The organism is Mucilaginibacter sp. CAU 1740 (assembly GCF_039839285.1).
Taxonomy (GTDB): domain Bacteria; phylum Bacteroidota; class Bacteroidia; order Sphingobacteriales; family Sphingobacteriaceae; genus Mucilaginibacter.
On sequence record NZ_JBDOQS010000002.1, the window covers coordinates 660,681 to 686,785 of the forward strand.

General features: G+C 42.4%; 21 protein-coding genes. 12 read left to right on the top strand and 9 right to left on the bottom strand.

Annotated features, from left to right (window positions below):
- Positions 1 to 134 precede the first annotated feature (134 nt).
- From AAFN85_RS06930 to AAFN85_RS06955, 6 genes are all read right to left on the bottom strand, one after another.
- Positions 135 to 893, bottom strand: coding sequence for a 6-phosphogluconolactonase (locus AAFN85_RS06930; protein WP_347526342.1), 759 nt, complete (start codon positions 891 to 893; stop codon positions 135 to 137).
- A gap of 173 nt (positions 894 to 1,066) precedes the next feature.
- Positions 1,067 to 1,333, bottom strand: coding sequence for an HPr family phosphocarrier protein (locus tag AAFN85_RS06935; RefSeq protein WP_347526343.1), 267 nt, complete (start codon positions 1,331 to 1,333; stop codon positions 1,067 to 1,069).
- Complete coding sequence (gene ptsP / locus AAFN85_RS06940; protein ID WP_347526344.1) at positions 1,330 to 3,042, bottom strand: phosphoenolpyruvate--protein phosphotransferase; 1,713 nt, start codon at positions 3,040 to 3,042, stop codon at positions 1,330 to 1,332. Before ptsP ends, AAFN85_RS06935 begins: the two co-directional genes overlap by 4 nt.
- A gap of 13 nt (positions 3,043 to 3,055) precedes the next feature.
- Complete coding sequence (locus tag AAFN85_RS06945) at positions 3,056 to 4,642, bottom strand: PTS system mannose/fructose/sorbose family transporter subunit IID (RefSeq protein WP_347526345.1); 1,587 nt, start codon at positions 4,640 to 4,642, stop codon at positions 3,056 to 3,058.
- Between the two features lie 41 nt (positions 4,643 to 4,683).
- On the bottom strand, positions 4,684 to 5,154 hold the full coding sequence (locus AAFN85_RS06950; protein ID WP_347526346.1) for a PTS sugar transporter subunit IIB: 471 nt from the start codon (positions 5,152 to 5,154) through the stop codon (positions 4,684 to 4,686).
- Positions 5,147 to 5,584, bottom strand: a complete 438-nt coding sequence (locus AAFN85_RS06955; RefSeq protein WP_347526347.1) for a hypothetical protein — start codon at positions 5,582 to 5,584, stop codon at positions 5,147 to 5,149. Before AAFN85_RS06955 ends, AAFN85_RS06950 begins: the two co-directional genes overlap by 8 nt.
- Positions 5,585 to 5,945: 361 nt before the next feature.
- On the opposite strand from AAFN85_RS06955, the gene AAFN85_RS06960 reads away from it, so the two are divergent.
- The 8 genes from AAFN85_RS06960 (at position 5,946) to AAFN85_RS06995 (ending at position 14,923) form a co-directional block, all read left to right on the top strand.
- Positions 5,946 to 7,793 (top strand): glycoside hydrolase family 9 protein, encoded by a 1,848-nt coding sequence (locus AAFN85_RS06960; RefSeq protein WP_347526348.1) that lies wholly within the window; start codon positions 5,946 to 5,948, stop codon positions 7,791 to 7,793.
- A 16-nt stretch (positions 7,794 to 7,809) separates the two neighbouring features.
- Entirely contained in the window at positions 7,810 to 8,940 is a 1,131-nt protein-coding gene (locus AAFN85_RS06965) for a redoxin family protein (RefSeq protein ID WP_347526350.1), read from the top strand.
- Positions 8,941 to 8,964: 24 nt separating this feature from the next.
- Positions 8,965 to 9,723, top strand: coding sequence for a ThuA domain-containing protein (locus AAFN85_RS06970; RefSeq protein ID WP_347526351.1), 759 nt, complete (start codon positions 8,965 to 8,967; stop codon positions 9,721 to 9,723).
- 387 nt (positions 9,724 to 10,110) lie between these two features.
- Positions 10,111 to 10,635, top strand: coding sequence for a hypothetical protein (locus AAFN85_RS06975; RefSeq protein WP_347526352.1), 525 nt, complete (start codon positions 10,111 to 10,113; stop codon positions 10,633 to 10,635).
- Between the two features lie 15 nt (positions 10,636 to 10,650).
- Entirely contained in the window at positions 10,651 to 11,412 is a 762-nt protein-coding gene (locus AAFN85_RS06980) for a ThuA domain-containing protein (RefSeq protein WP_347526353.1), read from the top strand.
- A 95-nt stretch (positions 11,413 to 11,507) separates the two neighbouring features.
- The gene (locus AAFN85_RS06985) at positions 11,508 to 13,529 is read left to right on the top strand and encodes a hypothetical protein (protein WP_347526354.1); all 2,022 of its coding nucleotides are present in this window, start codon (positions 11,508 to 11,510) and stop codon (positions 13,527 to 13,529) included.
- A 189-nt stretch (positions 13,530 to 13,718) separates the two neighbouring features.
- Positions 13,719 to 14,483, top strand: coding sequence for a hypothetical protein (locus AAFN85_RS06990; protein ID WP_347526355.1), 765 nt, complete (start codon positions 13,719 to 13,721; stop codon positions 14,481 to 14,483).
- Between the two features lie 146 nt (positions 14,484 to 14,629).
- Positions 14,630 to 14,923, top strand: coding sequence for a helix-turn-helix domain-containing protein (locus AAFN85_RS06995; protein WP_347526356.1), 294 nt, complete (start codon positions 14,630 to 14,632; stop codon positions 14,921 to 14,923).
- Between the two features lie 55 nt (positions 14,924 to 14,978).
- Here the strand turns inward: AAFN85_RS06995 and AAFN85_RS07000 are convergent, their stop codons facing one another.
- On the bottom strand, positions 14,979 to 15,488 hold the full coding sequence (locus AAFN85_RS07000) for a hypothetical protein (protein ID WP_347526357.1): 510 nt from the start codon (positions 15,486 to 15,488) through the stop codon (positions 14,979 to 14,981).
- Between the two features lie 231 nt (positions 15,489 to 15,719).
- On the opposite strand from AAFN85_RS07000, the gene AAFN85_RS07005 reads away from it, so the two are divergent.
- Both AAFN85_RS07005 and AAFN85_RS07010 read left to right on the top strand, forming a co-directional pair.
- A complete protein-coding gene (locus AAFN85_RS07005) occupies positions 15,720 to 17,111 on the top strand; it encodes a serine hydrolase (RefSeq protein WP_347526358.1) in 1,392 nt (463 codons plus the stop codon).
- Between the two features lie 375 nt (positions 17,112 to 17,486).
- Complete coding sequence (locus AAFN85_RS07010) at positions 17,487 to 19,223, top strand: phospho-sugar mutase (RefSeq protein ID WP_347526359.1); 1,737 nt, start codon at positions 17,487 to 17,489, stop codon at positions 19,221 to 19,223.
- Between the two features lie 75 nt (positions 19,224 to 19,298).
- Here the strand turns inward: AAFN85_RS07010 and AAFN85_RS07015 are convergent, their stop codons facing one another.
- Both AAFN85_RS07015 and AAFN85_RS07020 read right to left on the bottom strand, forming a co-directional pair.
- Complete coding sequence (locus AAFN85_RS07015) at positions 19,299 to 19,763, bottom strand: RNA-binding protein (protein WP_347526360.1); 465 nt, start codon at positions 19,761 to 19,763, stop codon at positions 19,299 to 19,301.
- A 176-nt stretch (positions 19,764 to 19,939) separates the two neighbouring features.
- Complete coding sequence (locus AAFN85_RS07020) at positions 19,940 to 20,539, bottom strand: hypothetical protein (RefSeq protein ID WP_347526361.1); 600 nt, start codon at positions 20,537 to 20,539, stop codon at positions 19,940 to 19,942.
- A 396-nt stretch (positions 20,540 to 20,935) separates the two neighbouring features.
- Between AAFN85_RS07020 and AAFN85_RS07025 the strand changes: the two genes are divergently transcribed.
- Positions 20,936 to 22,546 (top strand): DUF6377 domain-containing protein, encoded by a 1,611-nt coding sequence (locus AAFN85_RS07025; RefSeq protein WP_347526362.1) that lies wholly within the window; start codon positions 20,936 to 20,938, stop codon positions 22,544 to 22,546.
- A gap of 563 nt (positions 22,547 to 23,109) precedes the next feature.
- Positions 23,110 to 26,103 carry a SusC/RagA family TonB-linked outer membrane protein gene (locus tag AAFN85_RS07030; RefSeq protein ID WP_347526363.1) on the top strand — a complete coding sequence of 998 codons (2,994 nt, stop codon included), beginning with the start codon at positions 23,110 to 23,112 and terminating at the stop codon, positions 26,101 to 26,103.
- The last annotated feature ends 2 nt before the right edge of the window (positions 26,104 to 26,105 follow it).

Genomic DNA, 26,105 nt, shown 5'->3' on the forward strand with positions numbered 1-26,105 from the left:
GGCATGCAGATTCGCCCTGTATAGTTCGCGATTGCTTCGTCCCTCGCAATGACGCTGTGGAGAGTTGGGTTTAATAAAAAAGGTATCCCAAAAAAACTCAGGATACCTTTTTCTATTTATTAGTTTATCATCGGTTACCAATTATAACCACGTTCTTTAGCATGATCAGCAACCAAAGCACCGGCATCGGCATCCAGCAAAATCTCGCAGTTAGGGTGCAATTGTACCACTGAAGCCGGGATATCCGTACCCACCGGCCCAAGGATAGCTTGTTTAACAATCTCAGCTTTATGGCTGCCTTTTGCAATCAGGATGAGTTTACGGGTATGCATAATGTTTTTGATACCGCGGGTTAAACCGCCAAGCTCAATCTCGGGCGGTACCTGTGTTTCGCGACGAACGCGCGCTTCAAAATCAGGGTCCATTGGCGATACCCAGGTTTCGCTTTCTAACGGCGTACCAGGCTGGTTAATACCGATATGGCCATTGCTGCCGATGCCCAGCATTTGCAGGTCGGCACCGCCACGTTCGGCAAGGCGTTTTTCAAACAGGATACTCTCGGCCACAAAATCGTCCGAAAGGGTAGGCGGCATAATAAAATTCTCATCAGGTATCCCCAGCGGACCGGCAATCTGGTTCAATATCATGGTATAACAACTGCCTGCATATTCCCGCTCCAAATTAGTGAGTTCATCAACATTAAACAGGGTGATGTTGGATACATCGAACGGATACTGCGCATAAATTTCAGATACGATACGGTGCATGCCAATAGTAGTTTGTCCTGTTGACAGGCCGATCACCGAGTTTTTTTTCTCCAGCATCTGCGCTATGATGCGCCATGCCGCGGTTATGTCAAATTCCTGTTCGCTTTTGGTTATAGTTACTTTCATTTATAATGTAGTATTTTTTTCTTTCCCTGTTCCGCTGTTCAAAGTCTCTGACTTCGAACTTGTATGCCTGTAGTTTGTAACTACAGGCACATGATATATTTTTATCGAAATACACTGTAGTCACAGACTACTTGCATAGTCGTCCGAAGTCAGAGACTTCGGACAGCGCTTCTCTATAATTCTTTAAGCTGTTTGGTGAAAAAATCATCAATAACAACGGCTACGCTCACTTCATCCTCGCCATCCATAATTACCGAAACGGTTTCACCGCCTTTAATACTGAGTGATAGGATATTGAGCAGACTGTTAAGTTTAACAGTTTTGTCGCCCTTTTTTAAACTGGTGTTGGCTTTAAAGCCTTTGGCCAGTTTAACCAGTTGGGTTGCCGGTCGGGCGTGCATGCCTTGTGCCGAAGTGATGATATAATCTTTAGTTATCATTGGGTTATCTCTTTTAAATAGGCAATAATGTTTTCCGAACTGTCCATAGCCATTACCTGCTGGCAAACCTGTTTGGCATGGGCTTCGGTGTTATTGATAATGATGTTTTTGATAGCGGGGATGGATGCTGCGCTCATTGAAAATTCTTCCAAACCCATGCCTAATAATAGTAGGGTAGCCAATGGATCAGAAGCCATTTCGCCGCACATGCCTACGTGTAAGTTATGCTCGCGGCCTTGCTCAATTACATTCAGAATAAGGCGCAGCACGCCGGGGTTAAACGGGTCGTAAAGGTGAGTGATCTTCTCGTTCATCCTGTCGACAGCCAGCGTGTACTGACAAAGATCATTGGTGCCGATGCTGAAAAAATCAACCTCCTTAGCCAGTATATCCGCGGTAACCGCCGCCGAAGGGATCTCGACCATAATGCCAACTTTTACATCTTCACTAAAAGCTATGCCTGCTTCGGTAAGTTCGGTTTTTGCTTTGTTGAGGATGAGTTTGGCATCACGGATCTCTTTTACGTTCGAGATCATCGGGAACATAATACTTACCGCGCCGAATGCCGATGCCCGTAAAATAGCTTTCAGTTGTACCATGAACAAGCCTTCCTGATCCAACGAGATACGGATAGCCCGGTAGCCGAGGAAAGGATTAAGTTCGGCGGGTAAGTTAAAGTAGGAGAGGTGTTTATCGCCGCCTATATCAATGGTGCGGATAATTACGGGTTTACCTTTGGCTTGCAGTACCGCTTTTTTGTAAAACTCAAACTGTTCTTCCTCATCCGGGAAAGTATCGCGGTCCATAAAAAGCATTTCGGTGCGGAAAAGGCCAACGCCTTCGCCGCCGTTGTCGTGAACCATGTCCAAGTCGTCGGCGCTGGAGATGTTTGCAAGTAAGGTTACTTGTTTTCCATCGGCTGTAATGGCCGGTTTATCCTTTACTTTTTTCAGCACTTCGGATTGTTGTTTGAATGAATCCGATTTGGCTGAGTAACGGCTGATAATCTCCTCTCCTGGGTTTACGTAAACTGAACCGCTGAGGCCATCGAGAATAATAAAATCGTTATGGTTGATGGTCATTAACTCATCGCCGCAGGCTACAACAGCGGGCAGCCCTTTTGATTTGGCTATAATGGCCGCGTGCGAAGTGCGGCTGCCTGCCTGTGTTGCAAAACCGGTGACAAGGTTAAGGTCTAATGTGATTGTGTCGGAAGGGGTGAGGTCGTCGGCAATAACAATGGTATCCGGCTCGAACGAGCGGGCATTGGTATCGCCGGTACGGTTAATGTATTTGAGGATGCGGTTGCCGATATCCTGGAAATCGGCCGAGCGGGCACGCATGTACTCATCGTCCATGCTTTCAAAAAGCGCTACAATGCCGGCTGTAACTTCTATCAGGGCATCGTTAGCGGTTTTCTTTTCGGCCTCGATCTTGGCTACCACATCCTCGCGGATCTGCGGATCGTTGATCAGCTCAACCTGTGTTTCGAGTATGGCAATGTCATCATCGTTCAGCATCAGTTGCGAGCTGTTTTTGATGGCATCTATCTCGCCAAGCGCGTTTACCACCGAGATATCAAAGCGTTCGATCTCGGTCACAATCTCTACCTGGTTTTTTAAAACAATACCGTTTGTAGCGGGCGCGTTTTTCTTGATCACAAACGCCCTGCCTATGGCTATGCCCGGTGAAACTCCAATTCCCTTCATTTATATCTTTTCTTTATGCAAACAGGTGAATAATACTCCCTGCAAAACCAAGCAACAGCAGGCCTAACAACAGGTATGTGGTTTTTATATTTTTTTTAACAAAATAGTACACTAAAAAGGTAAGCCCCAGCGGGATCATGGCAGGCACCACCTGGTCTAAAATACTTTGGATACCCACGGCAGATTTATCGGTGCCGATATGCAATGGCGTAGTGATATTCATCAGTGTAGCAGGCATGGCACCAACCACCATTAGCCCTAAAATAGATGAGCCTTTGGTGAGCCTGTCCATCACATTGTTTTTGGCGAGGTTTTGCAGAAACCGTGTACCGGCATTGTATCCCACAAAAGTCAACTTATACCGAAGCAACAAGTGCGGTACATTGAATATCAACAGGAACAACAACGGCCCCATAATATTCCCTTTAATAGCCAGCGAAGTACCCACCCCTGCAGCTATCACTTTAAAAGTTCCCCAAAAAAGAGAATCGAATACGCCTGCTAATGGTCCCATCAAGCCAAGCTTTACCGAGTTGATCGATTCTTCATCAAAATCTTCGTCGCCGCTGTTTTGCTCTTCCATGGCGGCGGTGATACCCATAATGAGTGTTGAACCGTAAGGGCTGGTATTAAAAAACTGCAGGTGCCTTTTCAAAGCCGCGGCCATACCCTCTTTAGTATTATAAAACTTTTTTAAAACCGGGATAATGGAAAAAGCGAAGCCGGTATTTTGCCAGGTTTCGAAATTGAAATTGGCCTCCAATGCCAGCGAACGGAAAAACAGCGAACGGATATCTTTTTTGCTCAGTTTTGGGTTGAGTTTTACTGGCTCGGCGGGCTCTTCGTCATTTCCAAAATCATCATCGTCATCAATGGCCGGTTTTGGTGCAACCTGTGTTACCAATAGCGCGATGATCACCCCAAAACCGCCTATAGCTATAACCGGCAGTTTTAAATAAGCCGCCAGCATGAACCCGAGGAAGAAATATGGTGCCATGTTTTTGTTGAACATCAGGTTCATGAGCAGGGCGAAACCCAATGCTGGCAGCATATTACCCGCAACCTGTAAGCCGGTTTGTACCCATGCCGGGATCATATCCAAAAACGATTTCATCGCGCCCGCGCCTAACTGCAGCGCCAGCATTATTATTATGCCCATCAGCAAAGGCCGTAACAAACCCGATATGATATGCAGCCGTTGAATCCCTGCAAAATCACCCTCATCGGCATATTGACTGAATTTTTTGTTGAGCATGGCCCTTAATACAAACAACCCGCTAATCACCATTTCGGCAAGGATGGACACCGGTACGGCTATGGCCAACGCGATAGCAGGCCCTTTGCCCGAAATAATGGCGAAAGCTGTGCCCAGCACCCCGCCGGTAATTACATCTGGCGGAATGGCTGCGCCTACTTTAATGTTGCCCATAAAAATAAGCTCTAAAGTTGCGCCGATGATCACGCCCTGCGTTACATCGCCAAGCACCAGGCCAACCAGCGGCCCAAGCACCAGCGGGCGACTGAGCAGGGTCGTGCCCAGAAAATCTTCCGAATGTCCAAACATCGCTATCAGCGCGATGAGCAAGTATGATACTGACAAGGATTTATATGATTGTTTGTATGGGTTTTGAATCTGTTTAATTAAATCAGGCTTTCAACAAGCTGCTTGTTATCGGTAGGTACCTGCCGTACTTCCAGCTCGAGGCCTTTAGCCAGCATCTCGCGGATGATTTCAATATCATCATTATTTACAGCGATGGCCTTCGAGATCAGCTTTGAACCTTCTTTTGAACGTAAGCCGCCGAAGTTAACTGAGGTGATCTCGGGCACATCAGCAGCTAAAGCAGCGGCATCTTTTACATTGTTGATGAGCACCAGTACTTTGGCGTTTTTGCTTTTTTCGTCGTTTAAAAAAGTGGCGGCGTCTTTTACGGTTTTGATGAGCAGTTTAGTGCCCGCCGGTTTGGCCAGGCTTAAGGTCATCTTCATAAATTCGTCCTTAGCTACTTTATCATTAGCTATCAGCAGGCAATCAGCACCAAGGGCGGGTGTCCAGGTAAAGGCTACCTGGCCATGTACCAACCGGTCATCTATTCTAATAAGTTTAATCATTGTCTTCCTCCTGCGTTTGTGCGGCTAAAAGCTGGTTTACGTACACCATTTGTTGTTTGGCGTTTTCTATGGCTTCGGCAATTACTTCCTGCGCTGGGGTATCGGTATCTGCCAGTACTATCTCAATTACCAAAGGCAGGTTAAAGCCCGATACTACATGCACATTGCTTTGGCGGGCGTATTGCAAAATTTGGTTGGTAACGCTGCCTCCCATAATATCCGAAAACACAATCAGCTCGTCGTTATCGCCAACCTGGTCAACCACCGCTTTAATATCATCCTCGATAGATCGGTTTTCGTCTACATAAGCCTCTATCAAAAAAATACTATCCATGGCGCCGGTAATAATATCAAGCGATGATTTTACACCACCAGCCAGCCTGCCATGCGTAGCTATCAGAAATTTTCGTGTTCCTTCGGTATTCTCCATTAATTATTTAAGGTTTTTATAACTGCGTTTTGTGGGCGCGGCTTTTCATAATTGGTTTATACAATGTATGAAATTTAATCTTCTGCAATTATCAATGAAACTTTGTTCAATTGCTATTTTGAAGCCACTACAACACCACTACTGTTATTTATTGTATTGATTTCGCGCTAAAACGGGTAAGCAAAAGGGTGACCAAGGGTGATGCGCCTTAGTGGGCTATTTGTAACAAATTGAGTGATTTAGCCATGGTAGTGCTAATGTAGTGGCAGCAAAATATCCACCGGTAACATTATCTTTTAGTTTTGAAACCGGATGCAAAACGCTTCCCTAACCGCGGCTTTATAATTCCTTAACTTTATATATGAACCTGAAAAAACATATAACTATAGTATTATCTGCTTGCTTGCTTTTAGCTGCATCTCCGTTTTTTGTGCAGGCACAAAGTATAAAAGTGGTGACCAACCATGTGGGTTATGAAGAAAATAAAGCTAAACACGCCGTTATTGTAGCCGATAGCCACCTTACACTAAGCAATTTTAATTTAATAGATGCCGAAAAAGGCAACACTGTTTTTTCAGGGGGGATCACTTATAGTGGCCCGGTAAATAAATGGAAGAATTTTGAATTCTGGGCGCTTGATTTTAGCAGCTTTATTACGCCAGGTACTTATAAAATACAGTTCACCTCACCAAAAGGCACCGTCTCATCTTATCCTTTTATAATAGGAAAAAATGTATTGGAAAAAGCGACCATATCTGATGTAGTATATTACTTTAAAGGGCAGCGCAGTTCTGGTTTGTTGGACAAAGCCGACCATCATTTGGTACTATCGGGAACTACCGATACCATTGATGCACATGGTGGCTGGTACGATGCCACCGGCGATTATGGCAAGCATTTATCACACCTCTCATTCTCCAACTACTTTAACCCGCAGCAAATTTCCTTAACTGCTTTTAGCCTATTCAAAACTTACGAACTGTTATCGGCCAGATCAGGAACTGATTTCCGCCAGTTTAATCGCCGTATTTTGGATGAGGCTATGTATGGTGCTGATTATTTGGTGCGCATGCAGGCCAAAAACGGATCATTCTATCGTTCTGTATCATCGCCGGGGCCGGGTAAATTACCTAAAGATCGGGTGATCCAGGCCGATGAGGGTAGCTATCGTATCAAACAAAATAAAGATCAATCGTTTACCAAAACTACTACCGGGAAAGATTGGCGTACTTACCAGGCCAGTTACCGCTCGGGCGCGGGGATCAGTATCGCTGCATTGGCTATGGCATCGGCTTATCCAACATCGGGCGAGTACAGCAATGCCGATTATCTGAAAGCCGCCGAAAACGCTTTTGCCTTTTTAGAGAAGGAAAATCCGCAAATGGATTACGATAAAAAGGAAAATATCCTTGATGATTATTGTGCCTTAAGCGCCGCTACCGAACTGTATAAAGTAACCCACAAACCGGTTTACCAAACCGCTGCCGAAAAACGGGCCAATAACCTGCTTAATCGCCTTACCTCATGGAATAAATACCAAAATTTTTGGCGTGCCGATGATAAAGACCGCCCGTTCTTCCATCCTTCGGATGGAGGTTTGCCGGTGGTGAGTTTATTATACTACTATCCGCAGGCTTCGGCAGCTGTGCAGGCTAAGATCAAAGCTGCCGTAAGGAAATCAATGGAGTTTGAGTTGGCTATTACCCACGAGGTAAATAACCCCTTCGGCTATAGTCGCGAGTTGGTGCAGGATACTTTGGGTAACCGCAAAAGCGCTTTCTTTTTCCCGCACGGCAGCGATGCCTCGCCGTGGTGGCAGGGAGAGAACGCACGGCTCGGCTCATTAGCTACCGCCGCGAGGATGGCTGCTAACCTGTTTAAAGACGATAAGCCTTTCCATGATCAGCTATCCGCTTTCGCGATAGACCAACTCAATTGGATACTGGGATTAAACCCCTTCGATGCAAGTATGTTGCAAGGTACCGGGCATAATAATCCGGCTTACGGCTTTTTCGGCACGTTTGAATATACCAATGCTCCGGGCGGTATTGTAAACGGCATTACCTCGGGTTTTGAAAATGAGGATGATATTGACTTCAATATCCCTTATGCAGTTTCGGGCAAAGATTCCGACTGGCGCTGGGCCGAGCAATGGCTTCCGCATACGGCATGGTACCTGCTGGCAGTTTCAACAAGCGATCAATTATAAACAATTATATCTTGCTATGAAGAAGTTAAAGACCCATATAAGCTTAATCCTCACGCTGTTATTGTGCAGCCCGGCATTCGCCTTTGCCGATGAACATAAAACGCTGGCTATCGGCGCACAGGCGCCGGATTTTAGTTTGCCCGGCATCGATGGAAAAACCTATACGTTGCAATCCTTTAAAAACGCCAAAGTGCTGGTAGTCGTGTTTATGTGTAATCATTGCCCAACATCGCAGGCTTATGAGGATAGGGTGATCAAACTCACCAGCGATTATGCTGCTAAAGGCGTGAGTGTTGTTGCTATTAATCCTAATAATCCAACCTCATTAAGATACGATGAGCTGGGCTACAGTGATTTGGGCGACGGTTTTGATGATATGAAAATACGCGCCAAAGATAAAGGCTTCAACTTCCCATACTTGTATGATGGTGAAACAGAAATAGCCTCCAACAAATACGGCCCGATAGCCACGCCTCATATTTTTGTGTTTGATAAGGATAGAAAACTGCGCTACAACGGCCGTATTGATGATATGGAAAACCCTGCAAAAACACCCAAGTCGCAGGATGTAAGAAATGCTATCGATGCCGTGCTTGCCGGTAAAGAAGTGGCCGTGCCGGTTACCAAAACCTTTGGCTGCTCGGTTAAATGGGCCGAAAAGAAGGACTGGATCGAGAAAGCACAAATACAATGGGCTAAAGAACCTGTTAAGATAGATACCATCAGCGCCGCCGGAATTGCAGGCGTGGTGAAAAATCATTCGGACAGGTTAAGGCTCATCAACCTTTGGGCTACCTGGTGCGGCCCTTGCGTTGCAGAGTTCGACGACCTGGTTACTTTAAACAGGCTGTACCGTGATAGGGGATTAGAGTTTGTAAGCATCAGTGCCGATGATCCCGTTAATAAAGATAAAGCCCTGAAGTTTTTACAACGCAAACAATCATCCGGTACCAACTACATCTATACTGGCGATGATAAATATAAAATGATCGAGGCTGTAGATCCCAAATGGGATGGCGCGCTGCCTTATACCATGCTGGTTGATCTTGAAGGAAAAGTGGTGTATAGTCATCAAGGTGCTATCGATATTGAGGAACTAAAAAAAGTGATCTGGAATAACCCGATGATGGGTAGGATCTATAAATAAACCATCAACCTGTAAATCATCAACATGAAAAGAATAACCCTGATACTAAGTTTTTGCCTGTTAACTGTATTAAGCGCCTTTTCTCAAAAAGCGCCGCGTTTTAAAGTTATAGCTCTTTATGAAAACGGCGGCCACCACATCGAATATTCAAAAGCTGCTAAAGTTTGGCTGGATAAACTGGCTGCGGATAGCAATTTCTCTATCGACTATATCCAAAACACAGATAAGATAAATGAAGAATTTTTATCTAACTACCAACTATTTATCCAGTTAGATTATCCGCCCTATGCCTGGAAAGAACCGGCTGTAAAAGCTTTTGAAAAATATATTGACGAGGGTAAAGGCGGCTGGATGGGTTTTCACCATGCAACCCTGCTGGGTGAGTTTGACGGCTACCCGATGTGGAACTGGTTTTGGAACTATATGGGCGGCATTAAGTTTAAAAACTACATAGCCACTTTTGCCAAAGGCACGGTGAACGTTGAAGATAAAGTCCACCCGGTTATGAAAGGGGTATCATCATCGTTTTTGGTGCAGAAAGAGGAATGGTACACGTATGATAAAAGTCCGCGGACTAATGTGCATGTGCTGGCTTCGGTAGATGAATCGACTTATGAACCAAAAGATGGTATAACCATGGGCGATCACCCGGTGATCTGGACTAATCCGGCTAAAAAGGCGCGCAACGTTTACATTTTTATGGGGCATTCGCCTTTGCTTTTTGAGAGTAAGGATTATACTACGCTGTTTAGTAACGCTATTTTCTGGGCTGCTAAAAAATAGAATAGGGCGTTGAGCCAGTCGCTTTTATAGTACGTGGCACCTACGGAGCCGGGAATAATTGCAGGTACTTTGCTATAAACACGTTACTCCTACGGAGTATTAGAAGCTTAAGCTAAAAAGTTTGCAAGGTACTCCGTAGGAGTAACGTGTTTATAGCATAAACGGAAACAGAAATAGAGGGCTCCGTAGGTGCCTCGTATCGATAACTATGTTAAACTGTTATTTGCTTTGTGTATATCTATTTAATTAATGTTGTTTCTGACAGTTAAGAAGTTGCGAGATTTATTTCAAACCTGTAGTGCTAAAATAGTGCCTTCAAATTAACAATCTACCCCCGGCTTTTTGATATTTACCTAACCGCAAACTCCACTCATAACCAATCAAACTATGATAAAAAAACTACTGATCCTGTTCCTTTTTCTAATGCCATTTATAAGCGTAGCCCAAGGAAATAACACATCACCCGTTTTGCTGCAAATGCGCAATGGCAAAGTGTATTTTGATAACGTTTACGCCCTCAGCCCAGCCTTTAAAAAAGCTGACTTATACAATAAAGCCCAAAACTGGTTTAAAGGCGATGAAAAAACGACAACCACCGCAAACGAAAAGAAAGGCGAAATTATAGGCACTTACACCACCCGCGTAAACATCGGCACTACCGGCAATTATTACTTTGTGAGGGTTGTGGTTGATATAATTGTTTACGATGCTACCTACGAGGTAAAAGTGTATGATGTTTATGAAAAGCCGATAGAAAAAGGTATCTCAAACGAATACTCGAAAATTGAATACCGCTGGTGGGATTTCAGGCGAGGGCACCCATGGTCGGGCGATGATGAGCCTTTATTTAGGGGGATCAGCGCGGCTGTAAATGGCGTGATGGATTCGCTTGGTAATGAAATGAATAAATAACCCGCTAAAGCATTTATGATGAAGAAACTTATATACTCCGCAATGTTTTTTATGCTGATGCTTTTGGTGGGTAACATCGCCTTTGCTCAGCAACCACAATTTAAAGTATTGGCCTTGTACTCTACCGATGTAGAGAGCGACCATGTTGATTTTGCCATGGATGCCATTAAATTCTACGGCAAAATGGCTAAGGAAAAAAACTTTGTTTTTGATACCACCAGCAATTGGGGCGACCTGAACGATGATAAACTAAAAGACTACCAGGTGGTGGTTTGGCTTAACGAGTTTCCGCATAACCAGGCTCAGCGCAGCGCTTTTGAAAAATTTATGACTAACGGCGGGGCATGGCTGGGTTTTCACGTGTCGGGCTATAATGATAAGTACACCAAATGGCCGTGGTTTGTGAGCTTTTTGGGTGCTACATTTTATAACAACAACTGGCCGCCACTGCCCGCCAAAATGATTGTTGACGATAACATGCACCCTGTAACCAAAAGCCTGGGCAAAAGCTATGTAGCACCCATAAACGAGTGGTATGGCTGGAAACCCAATCCGCGCGATAATAAAGATATTAAAGTACTTGTAACGCTCGATCCGGCAAACTATCCGCTGGGTAAAAAGGATATCATTCGCGATGGTGATATCCCTGTGGTGTGGACCAACACCAAATACAAAATGCTGTACATGAACATGGGCCACGGCGACCTGATATTTACCTTGCCCCAGCAAAACCAAATGTTTGAAGATGCCCTTTTGTGGTTAGCTGCTAAAAAATAACACCGTTTTGATTTTTATACTGTTTGCGAGACCGGTTATAACCTAAAGTTTGAGAAGAGAGACTTTAACAACCGACACTCTTTAAACAACATAAAATGATTAAAACCCCATTACTTTATGCTATTGGCATAGGGTTGCTTTGCAGCGCCCCTGCATTTGCCCAAACCGGCGGCAACACTTACCCACTCGACCCGCTTTCGGCGGCAGAAATGAAGAAGGTTGTGCAGATACTGAAAGACAGTAAAACGACAACCGGCAAGGATATTTTTAACATCATTAACCTGAAAGAGCCGCCCAAAAGCGAGGTGCTCGCCTATAAACCCGGCGCGCACACCCGGCGTGAGGCTTTTACCAGTTTTTATGATTACAGCAAAAACGGCGTTACCGAAGCCGTGGTTGATCTGAATGCAGAAAAAGTGATCTCGGTTAAAAACATCCCCAATGTAATAGGGATGGGGCTCGAGGCCGATTCGGTAGCTAACATCATTGTACGCAAGGATAAAGCCTGGGTAGCTGCTTTGAAAAAACGCGGTATCTCTATCGACTCGGTAACGCACCGCAGCATTTTTGTGGGCGATATCGGTATCGCGCCTATCGGTCACCGGGAGCAGATGGTGATTGCCCGGCGCAAAAAGAATAATGTGGATATAGAGGGCTTGATGGCCTACACGGATTTCACTACAGGCAAGATCCTGAAGATTGTGGACGAAGCCAATGCTTTCAGCGATAAAACCGATCTGTATTATTTCAATAAAGATTCGGTTAAAGAAACACTGCCCGCACCAAAACCGCTCATGATCACACAGCCCCAAGGGCATACCTTTGCCGTTAACGGCCATGAAATTACCTGGCAAAACTGGCAACTGCGCTACGGGGTAGATAACCGCGAAGGATTGGTAATTTACGATGTGCGATTTAACGATAATGGTAAGGAACGCTCAATAATGTACCGCGGTTCGATGCCCGAAATGGTTGTACCCTACGGCTCGCCCGATCTGTTCCAGGCAACCTATAATTTTTTTGATGCAGGCGAATACCGCTTAGGGCAGGGCACAGCACAATCCCTAACTCCCGGTGCCGACGCGCCTGAGAATGCAGAGTACATGCCAGCCATCCTTCATAGGGAAAACGGTACGCCTTTCCAGGTGGATAGGGCGGTTGCTGTTTATGAAGAATACGGCGGCGTATTATGGCGTCACGGCACGGTATCACGCAGGGCTACCAACCTGGTTATTAAATACTATACCATGATCGAGAACTATGATTATGCCTTCACCTGGCGGTTTAAGGAGGATGGCACTATCGATGTAGATATCGAGCTTACCGGTATTGTAGAAGTGAAAGGCGTACACCGCACTACCGAAATGAGCATGGGTATCAACAAAAATGATTATTCGTACCAGGGCCACTCGTTCGGTACATTGGTGCATAAACATGTGGAGGCTATCAATCACCAGCACTTTTTTGTTTTCAGGTTGGATATGGACATTGATGGCGCGCAGAATAATAGCGTAATGGAAATGAACAGCAAAGCCGTGCCACCGGGTAAGGATAACCCTTACCAAAACGCGTTTTATGTAGATGATACCATGTTTATGAACGAGAAGGAAGCCCAACGCGATGTTAACTACCAAAGCGCCCGCAACTGGCACGTGGTGAATAATAAGGAGATGAATGATTTTGGCGGCCACGTAGGCTATATGCTGATGCCCGGCGGGCAGGCCAAAACCTTTGTTCCGCAAACCTCGCTTCTGTGTAAAAAGGCAGGCTTTTTAAATCATCAATTTTGGGTAACGCAGTATCATGAAAACGAAATTTATCCCGCTGGTAAATACCCCGCCAGTAACAAAGTTTACGACGGCTTGCCCGAGTGGACTGCCAAAAACCGCGAGATAGGGGATAACGATGTGGTGCTTTGGTACGTGGCCGGCATCACGCACATTGTTCGCCCGGAAGAATGGCCAATCATGTCGGTGCATCACATGGGTTTTACGCTGATGCCTTTTGGTTTCTTTTCAAGTAATCCAACCTACGGAAACAGCAATCCGGAGTTTATCAAACAACAATTTAAACCGGTGGAAAAGAAGCAGGTTGGATCTGATATTGATCATCAATAAAACCTTTTCAATTAATTTTTAGTTAAGCCTTGTTTTGATGCCGAAACAAGGTTTTTTCTGTTTTGATAACTCTAACCCGGTTTTAATAATGACTTGACAATTTTATGACGGATTTAATTAGAAATTAAAAAACCTTTTTTAATTATATGGCGTTTTATCTTAACACATCTCATCTAATATCTACTATATATGAAATCTATTTTGGTAATCCACAACCTAAAAAGTGAGAGCCGGAACGCCCTCGCTTACGCCGGTGAATTAAGTGAAAAATTGAATGCAAAGGTTGTAGTTACGTACATGGTACCCGAGTCGCGCAGTTTACCTGCTTCGCAACACGTTACGGATAATGATTTTATACACGATGAGATAAATGCGCATGAGCATCATGCCGATCATATTATCCATCTAAGCTACCTGGATACATTGGGTATGTCATTGCATGAAATAACTGTTAAATATGATATCGGCATTATTGTAAAAGGAGTTTCAGGAACCTCGCGTGAAGTTAATGACGACCTAAAAGCGGCACTTAACCATTCATGCTACCCGGTTTTAGCAGTGCCTGAAGATGTTAGTTTTAGCATGAACAACATCGGTTATCTAACCGATCTTAGGTTTGCCAAAAAGTCGATCACTTATTTTATAAATCAGCTAATTTCATCAACTAAGGCCAGCGCCAAGCTGTTTAACGTAGCCGAACCTGGTGTGCCGCACATGCACGATGCTTATGCTGAAAATGTATTCGCACAATCATTTATTAATCATAACCTCAGCCTGATGAATATTAGAGAAAGAGAGGTTGCTAAAACTATCGACGTATTGACAAATATTATGCAGGTTGATCTTTTTGTGTTGAGCAACCGCAGTTCGCAATTAAATGCCGTTTGGGAGCATTACGACGCTCATGCCGAGCAGCCCCACGCGCATTTTCCGGTTTTGATATTTCCTTGCTGAAGCACTAAAAATAGCAATCTTTTAAGACTTACGAAGTTTTTAAAACTTCGTAAGTCTGGTTCTGCATATCCCACTCACGAATTTTCCTGCTGACACACTGTTGTCATTACACCATAACACCTTTGTGTGAAAAAATGTGTTAAGACATGAACAGGGCCGACAGGTTACTTAAACTATTGGTATTGCTGCAAAGCAGGGATGTGGTGAGCATCGACCTGCTGAAACAACATTTCAATATCAGTACCCGCACCGCCTACCAGGATATTGAAGCGCTTAAGCAACTAAAAATAATAGTGACTTTTGAAGCCGAAAAAGGCTGCTTTGTTTTGGTTGGGAGTTGCCCATCGCCGTTAAAGGATAAAGAAATTGTATCAAAACCGATGATGATTTTGCCTCCGGCTATTAAAAATGAAATGTTGGCAATGGTATTACGGGAATGATGTTGTTTTGAAATTGCCACCAGAGCAGTTTTTCTGCATGTGCAATTTGTTTATTTCAAAATGGATTCCCTCCAGCTTTCAGATACTCAACTCTATCGTTAATAAATGAAGACAAACTGAAATTGACCCATCTAATTTCCATCTTTGGTTTTCCGTGGATGTTTTCATCTAATTCTGCCATATACACTGGAGGATCATCTGTTGGTTGATCTAAATACACAAAAAGAAAAGGTATTGTTCCATAATGCACATCGAGAACAAAAAAAGGTCGCGCGATGTTGTATTTGAATTCCATAAGGTCGGCACGAACTTCATTTTGTAGATCTATCTGGCTGTCAAATGTGCTATAGTCAAGAACATAGCAGTCCTTGCCTGCAAGAGACAATAGTTCCCGTAGAGATGTCGGAAATGGATTTCCAGAGTTATAATTAATTTCTAAATGGATAATTTCATCAATAGTTAACGGTTCAAGGGTGAAGGAAAAGTCTATTCCAGTTGCCATTATTCCTGTTGTAGGTTTGATTACAGGATTGTCTCTTAAACCCGTTTGATATTTAATCTCCATAGCTTATTGCTTTGCTAATTTAGCCATTAACAAAGCATATCATCAAAACTCCTCATCATAATTAGCCTTAAATAATCAACAGCACCTGTGACTTCAAAGCTGTAAAGTACCCGATAATTTTCGCACGGTCAATCCTCTTATCAAAACCATAAATCAGGAAATCAAGTAATAGCACATTGCTTGTAACATAACGTAGGTTAGTGTCGTCTCTATATCATAAAACCCCGCCTTATGAAATTGAATTTAAAACATAGTTTGCTATTGTTCCCTGCTTTTATGGCTGGTGTCGGATTTGTCCAGGCGCAGCAAAGTAAGATTGCGAACATTGATACGCTGGTCCGTCGTGCCAACAGGCTTGGCATATTTAACGGTAACTTATTAGTGGCCGATCATGGTAAAGTGATTTATAAGGCCGCAATAGGTTATGCAGATGCCGCTAAAACTACCAAACTTACCGAGGCCTATCGGTTTCACATCGGCTCAATAGCCAAAGAGTTTAATGCGGTTGGCATCATGATGTTGCAGCAACAAGGTAAACTTAGTCTGGATGATAAGGTATCTAAATACCTGCCAGAGTTGCCTTCCTGGGCAAACACCATCAGCATTATCAACCTGTTGCAATACACCAGCGGTTTGCCCGATGTACAATGGAAAACCGTTAAAAATGATGCCGATAATATGGCTGATTTAATGAAGATAACGCAGCTTAACTCCGAGCCGGGCAAAAAATACAACTACAACAATAACAACGTGTTTTTACAACGCCGGATCATAGAAAAAATAACCGGCATGAGCTTTAAACAGTTTGTTGAGGATTATGAACTTAAACCCACAGGGATGAACACCGCCGTTATCGACCCAACTGAAAAGGATGCTTTAGTAGCTCGCGCGTATGATAATCAAGGCAAAACAGATCCATTTTTCTATCCGATATCTGGCTGGACGGCTGTAACGCTTGATGATTTTCATGCATGGGCAAATGCTATAGCCAAATTTAAACTCATCAACCCGGTTACCACCCGCGAGATTATTAATGGTGTTTCTGCAAACAGGCAATCCGGCCTTGGCGGTGGAAGTATGGATGGCGATAAAATGATAAGCCATATACATGATGGCACCAGCATGAATTACCAGGCACTGCTGGTAAGCAAAGTGCCCGAAGGGATCACCATTATCCTGATGACCAATAACAAGCAAGGTAACCTTTACGCCATCGATAGATCGATAGAAGCTATTTTAGATAGTAAACCCTACGCGCAGATCAAAAAGTCGTTCTCGGACGAATTTCATACTAAAATAGATTCGTTAAACGGCACGCAGATCATCGCTTTTTATAATGATGTTAAAGCTAAACATGCTGATGAATATAGTTTTGACGGTGAAGATACCCTTAATGAATTAGGCTATTACCTAATGGGCGACAAACGCATGGCCGACGCAGTCACCGTTTTTGAGTACAACACAAAATTATTTCCTAAGTCGGGCAACGTTTTTGATAGTTTGGGCGAAGCATATTATAACCAGGGTAATAAGCCGTTAGCATTGCTCAATTACAAAAAATCGCTACAGCTCGATCCAACAAACGATAATGCCAAAAAGATCATAGCCGAATTGGATAAATAGGAGAGGCTTGCCAATATAGGGGAACTTGGCGGGCCGATTTCACAGCTATACTTTTCCAAACTCCTATATATCCGCCTGTTAATGCCGGTTTGCTTTAATGCGAACCGGCTGGCAGGCAATATAAAAGCCGATAAAAAGGGCAAGTCATTTATTTGACTTGCCTTTTTTATGTTAAGGCTGTTCAAACTTTAGCTAAACAGCGTTGTTAATTGCAACGTATCCGCTTTGAACATATGTGTAGCAATTTTTAAACTTATTGCATTTTGAACTGGCATATTTAAAAAGATGGTTTAACTTTAACCCGTTAAAAAAGCCGTTTTTATACAGGTTTTTGAAACTTAACCGAACCCGATAAACTGAAAACATATACCCGATATGCAGGAACTTGACCCTACTATTCTCGAAAAAGCCAACTCATGGCTGCAAGGAAATTACGATGCTGATGTAAAGCAACAAATTCAAAAGCTAATTGACGATAAAGCCTACACCGAACTAACCGATTCGTTTTACCGCGACCTGGAGTTTGGTACCGGCGGTCTGCGTGGCATTATGGGCCCGGGTTCAAACCGTATTAATAAATACACTATTGGCGCGGCCACACAAGGTTTGGCCAATTATCTGAAAAAAACATATCCCGGCGAAAAAATTAAAGTTGCCATAGCTCACGATAGCCGTAACAATGCTGATTTCTTCTCGACGATTACTGCCGAGGTGTTTTCGGCAAATGATATTTACGTGTACTTTTTCAAGGCGTTGCGCCCAACTCCCGAACTTTCTTTCGCGGTACGCCAGTTAGGTTGCAAAAGCGGTGTAATGCTTACTGCATCGCACAATCCTAAAGAGTATAACGGCTATAAAGCTTATGGAGCCGATGGTGGCCAGTTTGTTGCCCCGCACGATAAAGCTGTGATGGATGAGGTTGCGGCGATCACCAGCGTTGACGATATTAAATTTACCCGTGTTGATGCCAACATCGAAGAAATAGGAGAGGATATCGACGAGCTTTACCTGAGCAAAATTGTTGAGCTTTCGGTATCTCCGGAGGCTATCCAACGTCAAAAAGATCTGAAAATAGTTTACTCGCCAATTCACGGCACCGGTATCACCTTAACGCCTCAGGCCTTAAAACGCTTTGGTTTTGAAAACGTGATCCTGGTTGAAGAGCAAATCACTCCAGACGGTAACTTCCCAACAGTAATTTATCCAAACCCTGAAGAGAAAGAAGCCTTAACCCTCGCACTTAAAAAAGCGCAGGAAACTGATGCCGATCTGGTATTGGCTACTGACCCAGACGCCGACCGTGTAGGTATCGCTGTAAAAAATACCGATGGTGAGTTTATACTGCTTAATGGTAACCAAACAGGTGCTATGCTCATCAATTACCTATTAAGCGCCTGGGAAGATAAAGGCAAGCTTACCGGTAAAGAGTACATTGTTAAAACCATTGTAACTACCAACCTGATAGAAAAGATTGCCGAAGCAAAAAAAGTAACCTATTACAACACGCTTACAGGCTTCAAATACATAGGTGAATTGATGACGCAGTTTGAAGGTAAACAAACCTTTATCGGCGGTGGCGAAGAAAGCTATGGCTACCTGATTGGCGAATTAGTGAGAGATAAAGATGCTATTGTATCAAGCGCGTTTATTGCCGAGATGACCGCTTACTATAAAGACAAAGGCAGCAGTTTGTTCGAGGCTTTGTTAGAAACTTATATCCAATATGGTTTCTATAAAGAGAAACTGATCTCATTAACCAAAAAAGGTAAAACCGGTGCTGAAGAGATCAAGGAGATGATGGAGAAATTCCGCACTAACCCTCCTGCCACCTTGGGCGGATCAAAAGTGGTTACGCTGAAAGATTACGAAAAACGTGTAGAAACTGATTTAACCAGCAACACCACCAAAGCAATCGAATTGCCAACATCAGATGTGTTGCAATTTATTACCGAAGATGGCAGTATCATCTCTGCACGTCCTTCAGGTACCGAGCCTAAAATCAAATTTTATTGCAGCGTAAACGGTAAATTGGAAAATAAAGAAGCTTATGCCGAAACAGATAAGCAACTTGATGCCAAAGTAACCTCAATAATGCAAGATCTGGGCGTTTAATCAAATCGCCCCATAAATAAAAATCCCATCGTGTTTATTAACCGATGGGATTTTTTATTTGATAGTAAATTGAATTTACAATGTTTTTCTTGGGCGACGCGGCCTATCAGATGGTGCGCCTGATGCATCACCATTGCTGTTAGGTGATCTGTAACCACCACCACCATTACTATTACCACGGTCGTAGCCGCCACCGCCACCACTTCCGTAGCTGCGAGGGCCTCCCGAATTATTACCGCGATTATTATTGCCATATCCGCCGCCAAATGATTTACGTGGAGGAGGCGTTTTCTTTACAAAATCATCGTTTATTTTCACGCTCAGTACACGGTCGGCTATTTGCATACCATCCAATGCTATCACAGCATTTTCGGCACCGGTACGGTCCTTCATTTCAAGAAATGCATAACCTTTGCAGATCCTTGTTTTTTTATCGCGTACAATTTTAATGGTTTCCACATCGCCATGTGGGCCTATCATTTTAACAATTTCCAGTTCGGTCATTTCCAGTGGAAATCCGCCGACAAATAATTTGACCATTTATAAAATTAAGATTTAAGATGATAGATAACCACCGATTGCAAATTTCGTTTCATTTTTTTTAAATAAAAGGATGTTTTTACCTTAAAGATAAAGTTTATTTTCACTTTCGGCCAATTTGCGACAGTATTTATACAGGTAGGGGTATTTTGCGCCCCAACTTATTATCCACTATCTTATTGCAAAGCCGAAATTGATTGGTAGCTTGTTTTAAGTGATTGGCTGTATTTATCGGCAGCCATCGTGTTTTCCATTTCTTTGCTGGTAAATATAGCAACTCCTATCTCTGTTTTTACCTGGTATCTTAAACTAAGGCTTAGTTGGCTGGTATCCCAATTGTAAATATCAGAGTAGGCATCCGGCCGGGAGGTGCAAGGGCCGTACGCATTTAAAAAATTGCTCAGTACTTTATAGGCATCCTGCATCTTAAAAAACAGGTACACATTAACTATTTTGTTTTGATAGGTGCGCAGGCCAATGGCATCTAAAGATAAACTATCGCCAAGGGTCAGTAGTTTATCATCATTATATTGATATTTTAAACAGCTATCCGGGTCTACTCTGCTATCGCCATCAAGGTAAGTGAGGTTTTGTGCAGGCAGTTCAGTGATATTATGGCCAAGAACCAGGTTCCCGAAACCATTATTTGCTTTAAGGGACTCGACAGAGCCATTTACTGCAGACTGTGACCATACCAGCGATGGTGTAACGCTTAGTATAAGTAAAAACAACCCGCCTACAAGCCGATAAATTTGTGTGTTGTGTTTTGCTTTCATATTCAGGGATTTGAATAGTAACTAAACAAGCCCAGTGCCACCACAACTTATATGTTTGCTTTAATTAACTTTTATTTAAAATTTAATTTTATGGGTTTATTAGCAGCTGTTTTGCAATAATTAATTAAATTATTACATGTGTTTTGTCTTCGAAAAACAACAGCGTATGTTTTTGCTAACGTTTGATTTATTTAATGGTTAATTATTTTGCGTGCCATCAATTAAAGAGTAACCATTAATTTACATTGTATCCGTATTCTGTTTAAATGTTCACTTACTATCCCTAAAACAAATAGTTTATAAAACGTATTAGCAATGCTTGTAATGTATATATTTGGGTATATAAACCCGGATTAAGCAAAGCTTGCCATATTCTTACAGCTGTTAAACCAAAACATGAGATATTTCTTCTGCCTGCTATTCTTATTGTTCAGTATGTGCGCCAATGCTTTAAGCAATACTGATAACATACTGGAAGAGTTAAAAACCGAAATATCAAAAAAAGAAAAATACGAAGACGCTAAAGAGCAGCGTATAAAAAGTATAAAGGCTTCGTTAGGAGAATTATCACCAACCGACTACGATGCCCGGTTTGATGTTTGGGATAAGTTGTACACCGAGTATAAATCTTACCAGTTTGATTCGGCCTATGTTTATGTAGATAAGATGATCTTATTAAGCAAGGTTACCGGTAACAAGCCTAAAGAGTTTCATAGCTATGTTAAAATGGCGTTTATCCTGCTATCATCTGGCATGTTTAACGAAACTTTTGATTATTTGCGCAAGGTGAACGTTAACACGTTGAGCAATACAGATAAGGTTGACTATTATTTTTTTTTAGGCCGATGCAATTACGATCTGGCTAACTATAATAACGACAAATATTTTAGCCCCAATTACATTGAAGCTGGCAATCAATCTATTGATTCGGCAGTAGCTTATTGCGGTAGCGATCAAATAACACGTACCTATTTGCTCGGCTTGCAAGGGTTTCAAAAAAAGGATTTTAAAGAGGGGAGGATAAGGTTTACCAAATTGTTAGAAAAAGATATTTCTATCTCTACGCACCTGCGTGCCATGGTATCATGTTCTTTAGGGCAGATCAACCTTGAAGATAACCAATCCGATGAGGGCCTTAACCTAATGATCCAATCGGCAATAGCTGATATAAAATCCTCCACCCGCGAAAACATGGCTTTATACAGTGTGGCCGAAATACTTTATAAGCGAGGGAATATAAAGGATGCGTATGATTTTATCCAGATAGCCAAGTCCGACGCGGATTTTTACGGTGCCCGTCAGCGAAAAATCAAGATAGGTGCCATTTTACCGCTTATAGCAGCAGCAGAACTTGACAATACCGAGCATCAAAAAAATAGGTTTTTAATTTTCCTGGTTATCATTACGGTATTGGCGTTATTGGTTGTATTTTTCCTGGTGATGATAGCCAAGCAGTTAAAAAAGCTTAAAGTTAAAGAGGGGATAATAGAAGGTAAAAACACCCAGCTAAACCATATTAACGGTAAGCTTATTGAAGATGCCAGGATCAAGGAAGAGTACATTGGCCAGTTTTTTAAGGCGATATCGGGTTACATTGTTAAACTCGAAAATTTAAAGATCTCGATAGATGCCAAGCTATCAATGAAAAAGTATGATGCCATCCATACTTTTGTAGATCAGATCGATATAAAAAAGGAGCGGGAGAACCTCTATTACAGCTTTGATCATATCTTCCTGAAGATCTTCCCTAATTTCATAACCGTGTTCAATAGCTTGTTTGCCGAGAAAGATCAGATCTGGCCCGATGAGGATGAAGTATTAAATACCGACCTGCGGATATTCGCCCTTATAAGAATGGGTATTGCCGATAACGAAACCATAGCCAAAATATTGGAGTATTCTGTTAATACCATTTACGTTTACAAAATGCGCATTAAAGCAAAATCATTACACCCCGAACATTTTGAACAACGCATAATGGATATTAAAGCTTTTGATTACGATTAAGTATTTTAAGATTTTTGATATACCCTAAAGGGAGCAAGAGATACCATTTTGCTCCCTTTTTTTGTTCAAAAAGTATTATAAATCATTAAAAAAACATTATATTTTTTTGAAGTTAATTAAACTTAAGATGTTGTAAATCAAATTTTTAATTTTAAAAAACATCTAAAAAAGTTATAAAAATATTAAAATAAGCCATTATCACCGTTACCGCGCTCCATAACCCTTTTTCTGATCTGTTTTATAATTAAATTGCATTAGATTTTAACCTGTAATAATCGTAAACCGTTACATTTTTAAACAACCAGTTATTGTTAACCTTCATCCTGTACTAACCTGCTTAATCTGTTTGGTATTTGAAGGCTTTTAATGCACAAAGCTTATATTGAAGGTATTATTAAATATAGTGCCCCAACAATATATGTGTGGATCCGTATAAAAATGTAGGTGCTCAATTTTATAGGTTAAAACCTAAGCCAATAAAACAAACCAATTTCAACTAAATCTCAAGTTTTATGCAAATTAAACATTTACTCAGTGTATGTTTCTTTGCTGTTTTATGCCTTATGATGCAGCCTGCTATGGCGCAAAATAAGGTTATAACCGGTAAAGTGACCGACAAAAAGGATGGCTCCGCCTTAATTGGAGTATCAGTTGTTACTGCGATTGGTGCACAGGGCGGCGCTATCACAACGTCCGACGGATCGTACAAAATTTCAGTACCCGCAAATGCGGTAAGCTTAACATTTACTTATGTGGGCTATTTAAATGTAACTGTGCCTTTAAATGATCGCGCAGTTATTAATGTACAAATGGAAGAAGCTAACAAAGCGCTTAACGAAGTTGTGGTTATCGGTTACGGAACACAAAAAGTAAAAGATGCTACGGGTGCTGTTTCATCATTAGGCAGTAAAGACTTTAATAAAGGTGTAATTGCCACTCCAGAGCAGTTATTGCAAGGTCGTATCGCGGGTGTGCAGGTTACCCCTTCAAGCGGTGAGCCTGGCGCGGGGGCTACTATCAATATCCGTGGTGCCAGTTCAATCCGTTCGGGTTCTAGTCCATTATATGTGGTAGATGGCGTTCCTTTGGATAATGGCGGTACTGCAGGTGGTTTTGATAGCGGCGCAGGTAGTTCATCTGCCCGTAACCCGTTGGCGTTTATCAACCCTAACGATATCGAAAACATCTCGGTGTTAAAAGATGCATCTTCGGCGGCCATTTACGGTTCACGTGGCGCTAACGGCGTTGTATTCATCACTACTAAAAAAGGTCGTAAAGGACAAGGCATACAGTTTAGCGCAACCACAAGTTTAGGTAATGCTGCTAAAAGATATGATTTGCTTGACCGTACAGGCTTTTTAAAAGGTGTTGAGAGTGTGGGCTCAAACGCTGGCCCTTCAAGCGCCGGCGGGGTTGATTATGGTGCTAATACTGATTGGCAAGACCAGATCTTGCGTACTTCGGTATCTCAAGGCTATAACCTTTCATTTGGCGGCGGAAAAGATCAGAATAACAATTACCGTGCAGCAGTTGGTTATGATAATCAACAGGGTATTATTAAAAATACCAATCTTAAACGTTTCACAGCACGTGTTAACGGTACTAAATCATTTTTGGGCGATAGGGTTAAGTTCGAGCTTCAAACTTTATACTCAAACCAACGCGACCAATTTGCTCCAATTACCAACAATGCCGGCTTTAACGGTAGTTTGATTGGTGCTGCAATCCAAACTAATCCTACTATTCCGGTTCGTGATGATCAGGGCAGGTATTTCAACTTAAATGGTTATGAAAACGGTTTCCCTAAAGGCAATAGCTTCAGGAACCCTGTTTCGTTGTTAAATCAGATCGATGATAGAGACAATATCAACCGCTATCTGAATAACCTTACCTTAACTGTAAAATTATTCGGTGGCATTTACTACAAGGGTAATGTTGGCGCAGATATCTCAAGAGGCCAAAGAAAAACTTTTTATGATCCAACCATCGTAGGTTTTACAGATGAGGCTAACATTGGCGATTTTAAAGTGCCTTCGGCAACCGGTAATGGTCGCGGTATTTTGGTACATACCGAATTAACGAACTATACCACTGAGCATACTTTAAACTACGATAAAAAATGGAAGGATAATAGCTCGTTAACGGTATTGGCAGCCTACTCTTTCCAAACATTTAAAAGCTTTAACAGGGCTAACCTGGCTTGGGGCACGCCAACTGCAGGCGAGTTTGTAAAGGATTTTAATGCCTTTAAAAACCATATGCCTCATGATTTTAGTAACCGTAACGGTATTGATAGCAGCAGCTACAAACTGCAATCGTATTTTGCCCGTGCAACTTACACCTATAAAGACCGCTACATCTTTAACGCTATTATCCGTCGTGACGGTTCATCACGCTTTGGCGAAAACCGTCAATATGCTAACTTCCCGGCTTTTGGTTTTAACTGGCACCTAAGCAATGAAGAGTTTATGCCAAAAGGTACTTTTGATAACCTGAGCCTAAGATTAAACTGGGGTAAAACAGGTAACCAGGATTATCCTTCATACGCTTCAAAATCATTAAAACAAACAAATTACGCCGGTACTTCAAGCGCTACGTTAGGTGCTGCTAATCCCGATTTGAAATGGGAAACCCAAACATCTTACGGTGCTGGTATTGATTTCTCGGTGTTTAACGGCGTGTTAAAAGGTAGTATCGATTATTTCAATAAATCACAAACCGATATCTTGTTTTTACAGGATATTGCACAGCCAGCTTCTGCTTCAAGGATCTGGATCAACTTGCCTGGTAATGTAAGGAATAAAGGTATCGAGGTAACTCTTGATTACATGGCCATTCAATCTAAAAACTTTTCATGGAATGTTAACTACAACATGACCTCGATCAAAAACAGGGTTGAAAACTTTGGCAATCGTAACATTATTACAGGTAATATTGATGGTCAGGGTTTATCTGGTGCATATGCGCAGTTTATTGCCGATGGTTACCCGCTGTATTCATTTAACCTGCCTAACTATTCAGGACTTGATAAAAACGGTTTCGGTATTTATCCGCAGGGCATTGACGCGGCTTCACCACAAGGCAGCCCGCTCCCTAAATTTATTGCCAGCTTAACCAATACGTTTACTTATAAAAACTTTACGCTTAGCTTTTTGCTTAATGGCGCTACCGGCTTTTATATCTATAACAACACGGCCAACGCGTTTTTCTACAAAGGCAACTTAGTTAGCGGTCGTAACGTAACTAAAGATGTTGCTGCTACTAACGAAAACCCGCTTAACTCTGGCGAAGTTTCAACACGCTTCCTCGAAAAAGGCGACTTTATGCGTTTAAGCAATGCCAGCTTAGGTTATACCGTGCCGGTAAAAAGCAAGTCTATCAAAACATTACGCGTTTCTTTAACAGGCCAAAACCTATTCCTGATAACCAACTATAGCGGTCTCGACCCAGAGGTTAATACCAATAAAGAAAGAAACGGTGTGCCATCAAGAGGTATCGATTACACGCCTTACCCAAGCGCACGCGTATTCACATTAGGTTTAAATGCAGGTTTTTAAAA

What these genes read in the sequence shown, in the direction of transcription:
- AAFN85_RS06930 (WP_347526342.1), bottom strand. Translation starts at nt 893, where the DNA reads ATGAAAGTAACTATAACCAAAAGCGAACAGGAATTTGACATAACCGCG.
- AAFN85_RS06935 (WP_347526343.1), bottom strand. Translation starts at nt 1,333, where the DNA reads ATGATAACTAAAGATTATATCATCACTTCGGCACAAGGCATGCACGCC.
- ptsP (WP_347526344.1), bottom strand. Translation starts at nt 3,042, where the DNA reads ATGAAGGGAATTGGAGTTTCACCGGGCATAGCCATAGGCAGGGCGTTT.
- AAFN85_RS06950 (WP_347526346.1), bottom strand. Translation starts at nt 5,154, where the DNA reads ATGATTAAACTTATTAGAATAGATGACCGGTTGGTACATGGCCAGGTA.
- AAFN85_RS06955 (WP_347526347.1), bottom strand. Translation starts at nt 5,584, where the DNA reads ATGGAGAATACCGAAGGAACACGAAAATTTCTGATAGCTACGCATGGC.
- AAFN85_RS06960 (WP_347526348.1), top strand. Translation starts at nt 5,946, where the DNA reads ATGAACCTGAAAAAACATATAACTATAGTATTATCTGCTTGCTTGCTT.
- AAFN85_RS06965 (WP_347526350.1), top strand. Translation starts at nt 7,810, where the DNA reads ATGAAGAAGTTAAAGACCCATATAAGCTTAATCCTCACGCTGTTATTG.
- AAFN85_RS06970 (WP_347526351.1), top strand. Translation starts at nt 8,965, where the DNA reads ATGAAAAGAATAACCCTGATACTAAGTTTTTGCCTGTTAACTGTATTA.
- AAFN85_RS06975 (WP_347526352.1), top strand. Translation starts at nt 10,111, where the DNA reads ATGATAAAAAAACTACTGATCCTGTTCCTTTTTCTAATGCCATTTATA.
- AAFN85_RS06980 (WP_347526353.1), top strand. Translation starts at nt 10,651, where the DNA reads ATGATGAAGAAACTTATATACTCCGCAATGTTTTTTATGCTGATGCTT.
- AAFN85_RS06985 (WP_347526354.1), top strand. Translation starts at nt 11,508, where the DNA reads ATGATTAAAACCCCATTACTTTATGCTATTGGCATAGGGTTGCTTTGC.
- AAFN85_RS06990 (WP_347526355.1), top strand. Translation starts at nt 13,719, where the DNA reads ATGAAATCTATTTTGGTAATCCACAACCTAAAAAGTGAGAGCCGGAAC.
- AAFN85_RS06995 (WP_347526356.1), top strand. Translation starts at nt 14,630, where the DNA reads ATGAACAGGGCCGACAGGTTACTTAAACTATTGGTATTGCTGCAAAGC.
- AAFN85_RS07000 (WP_347526357.1), bottom strand. Translation starts at nt 15,488, where the DNA reads ATGGAGATTAAATATCAAACGGGTTTAAGAGACAATCCTGTAATCAAA.
- AAFN85_RS07005 (WP_347526358.1), top strand. Translation starts at nt 15,720, where the DNA reads ATGAAATTGAATTTAAAACATAGTTTGCTATTGTTCCCTGCTTTTATG.
- AAFN85_RS07010 (WP_347526359.1), top strand. Translation starts at nt 17,487, where the DNA reads ATGCAGGAACTTGACCCTACTATTCTCGAAAAAGCCAACTCATGGCTG.
- AAFN85_RS07015 (WP_347526360.1), bottom strand. Translation starts at nt 19,763, where the DNA reads ATGGTCAAATTATTTGTCGGCGGATTTCCACTGGAAATGACCGAACTG.
- AAFN85_RS07020 (WP_347526361.1), bottom strand. Translation starts at nt 20,539, where the DNA reads ATGAAAGCAAAACACAACACACAAATTTATCGGCTTGTAGGCGGGTTG.
- AAFN85_RS07025 (WP_347526362.1), top strand. Translation starts at nt 20,936, where the DNA reads ATGAGATATTTCTTCTGCCTGCTATTCTTATTGTTCAGTATGTGCGCC.
- AAFN85_RS07030 (WP_347526363.1), top strand. Translation starts at nt 23,110, where the DNA reads ATGATGCAGCCTGCTATGGCGCAAAATAAGGTTATAACCGGTAAAGTG.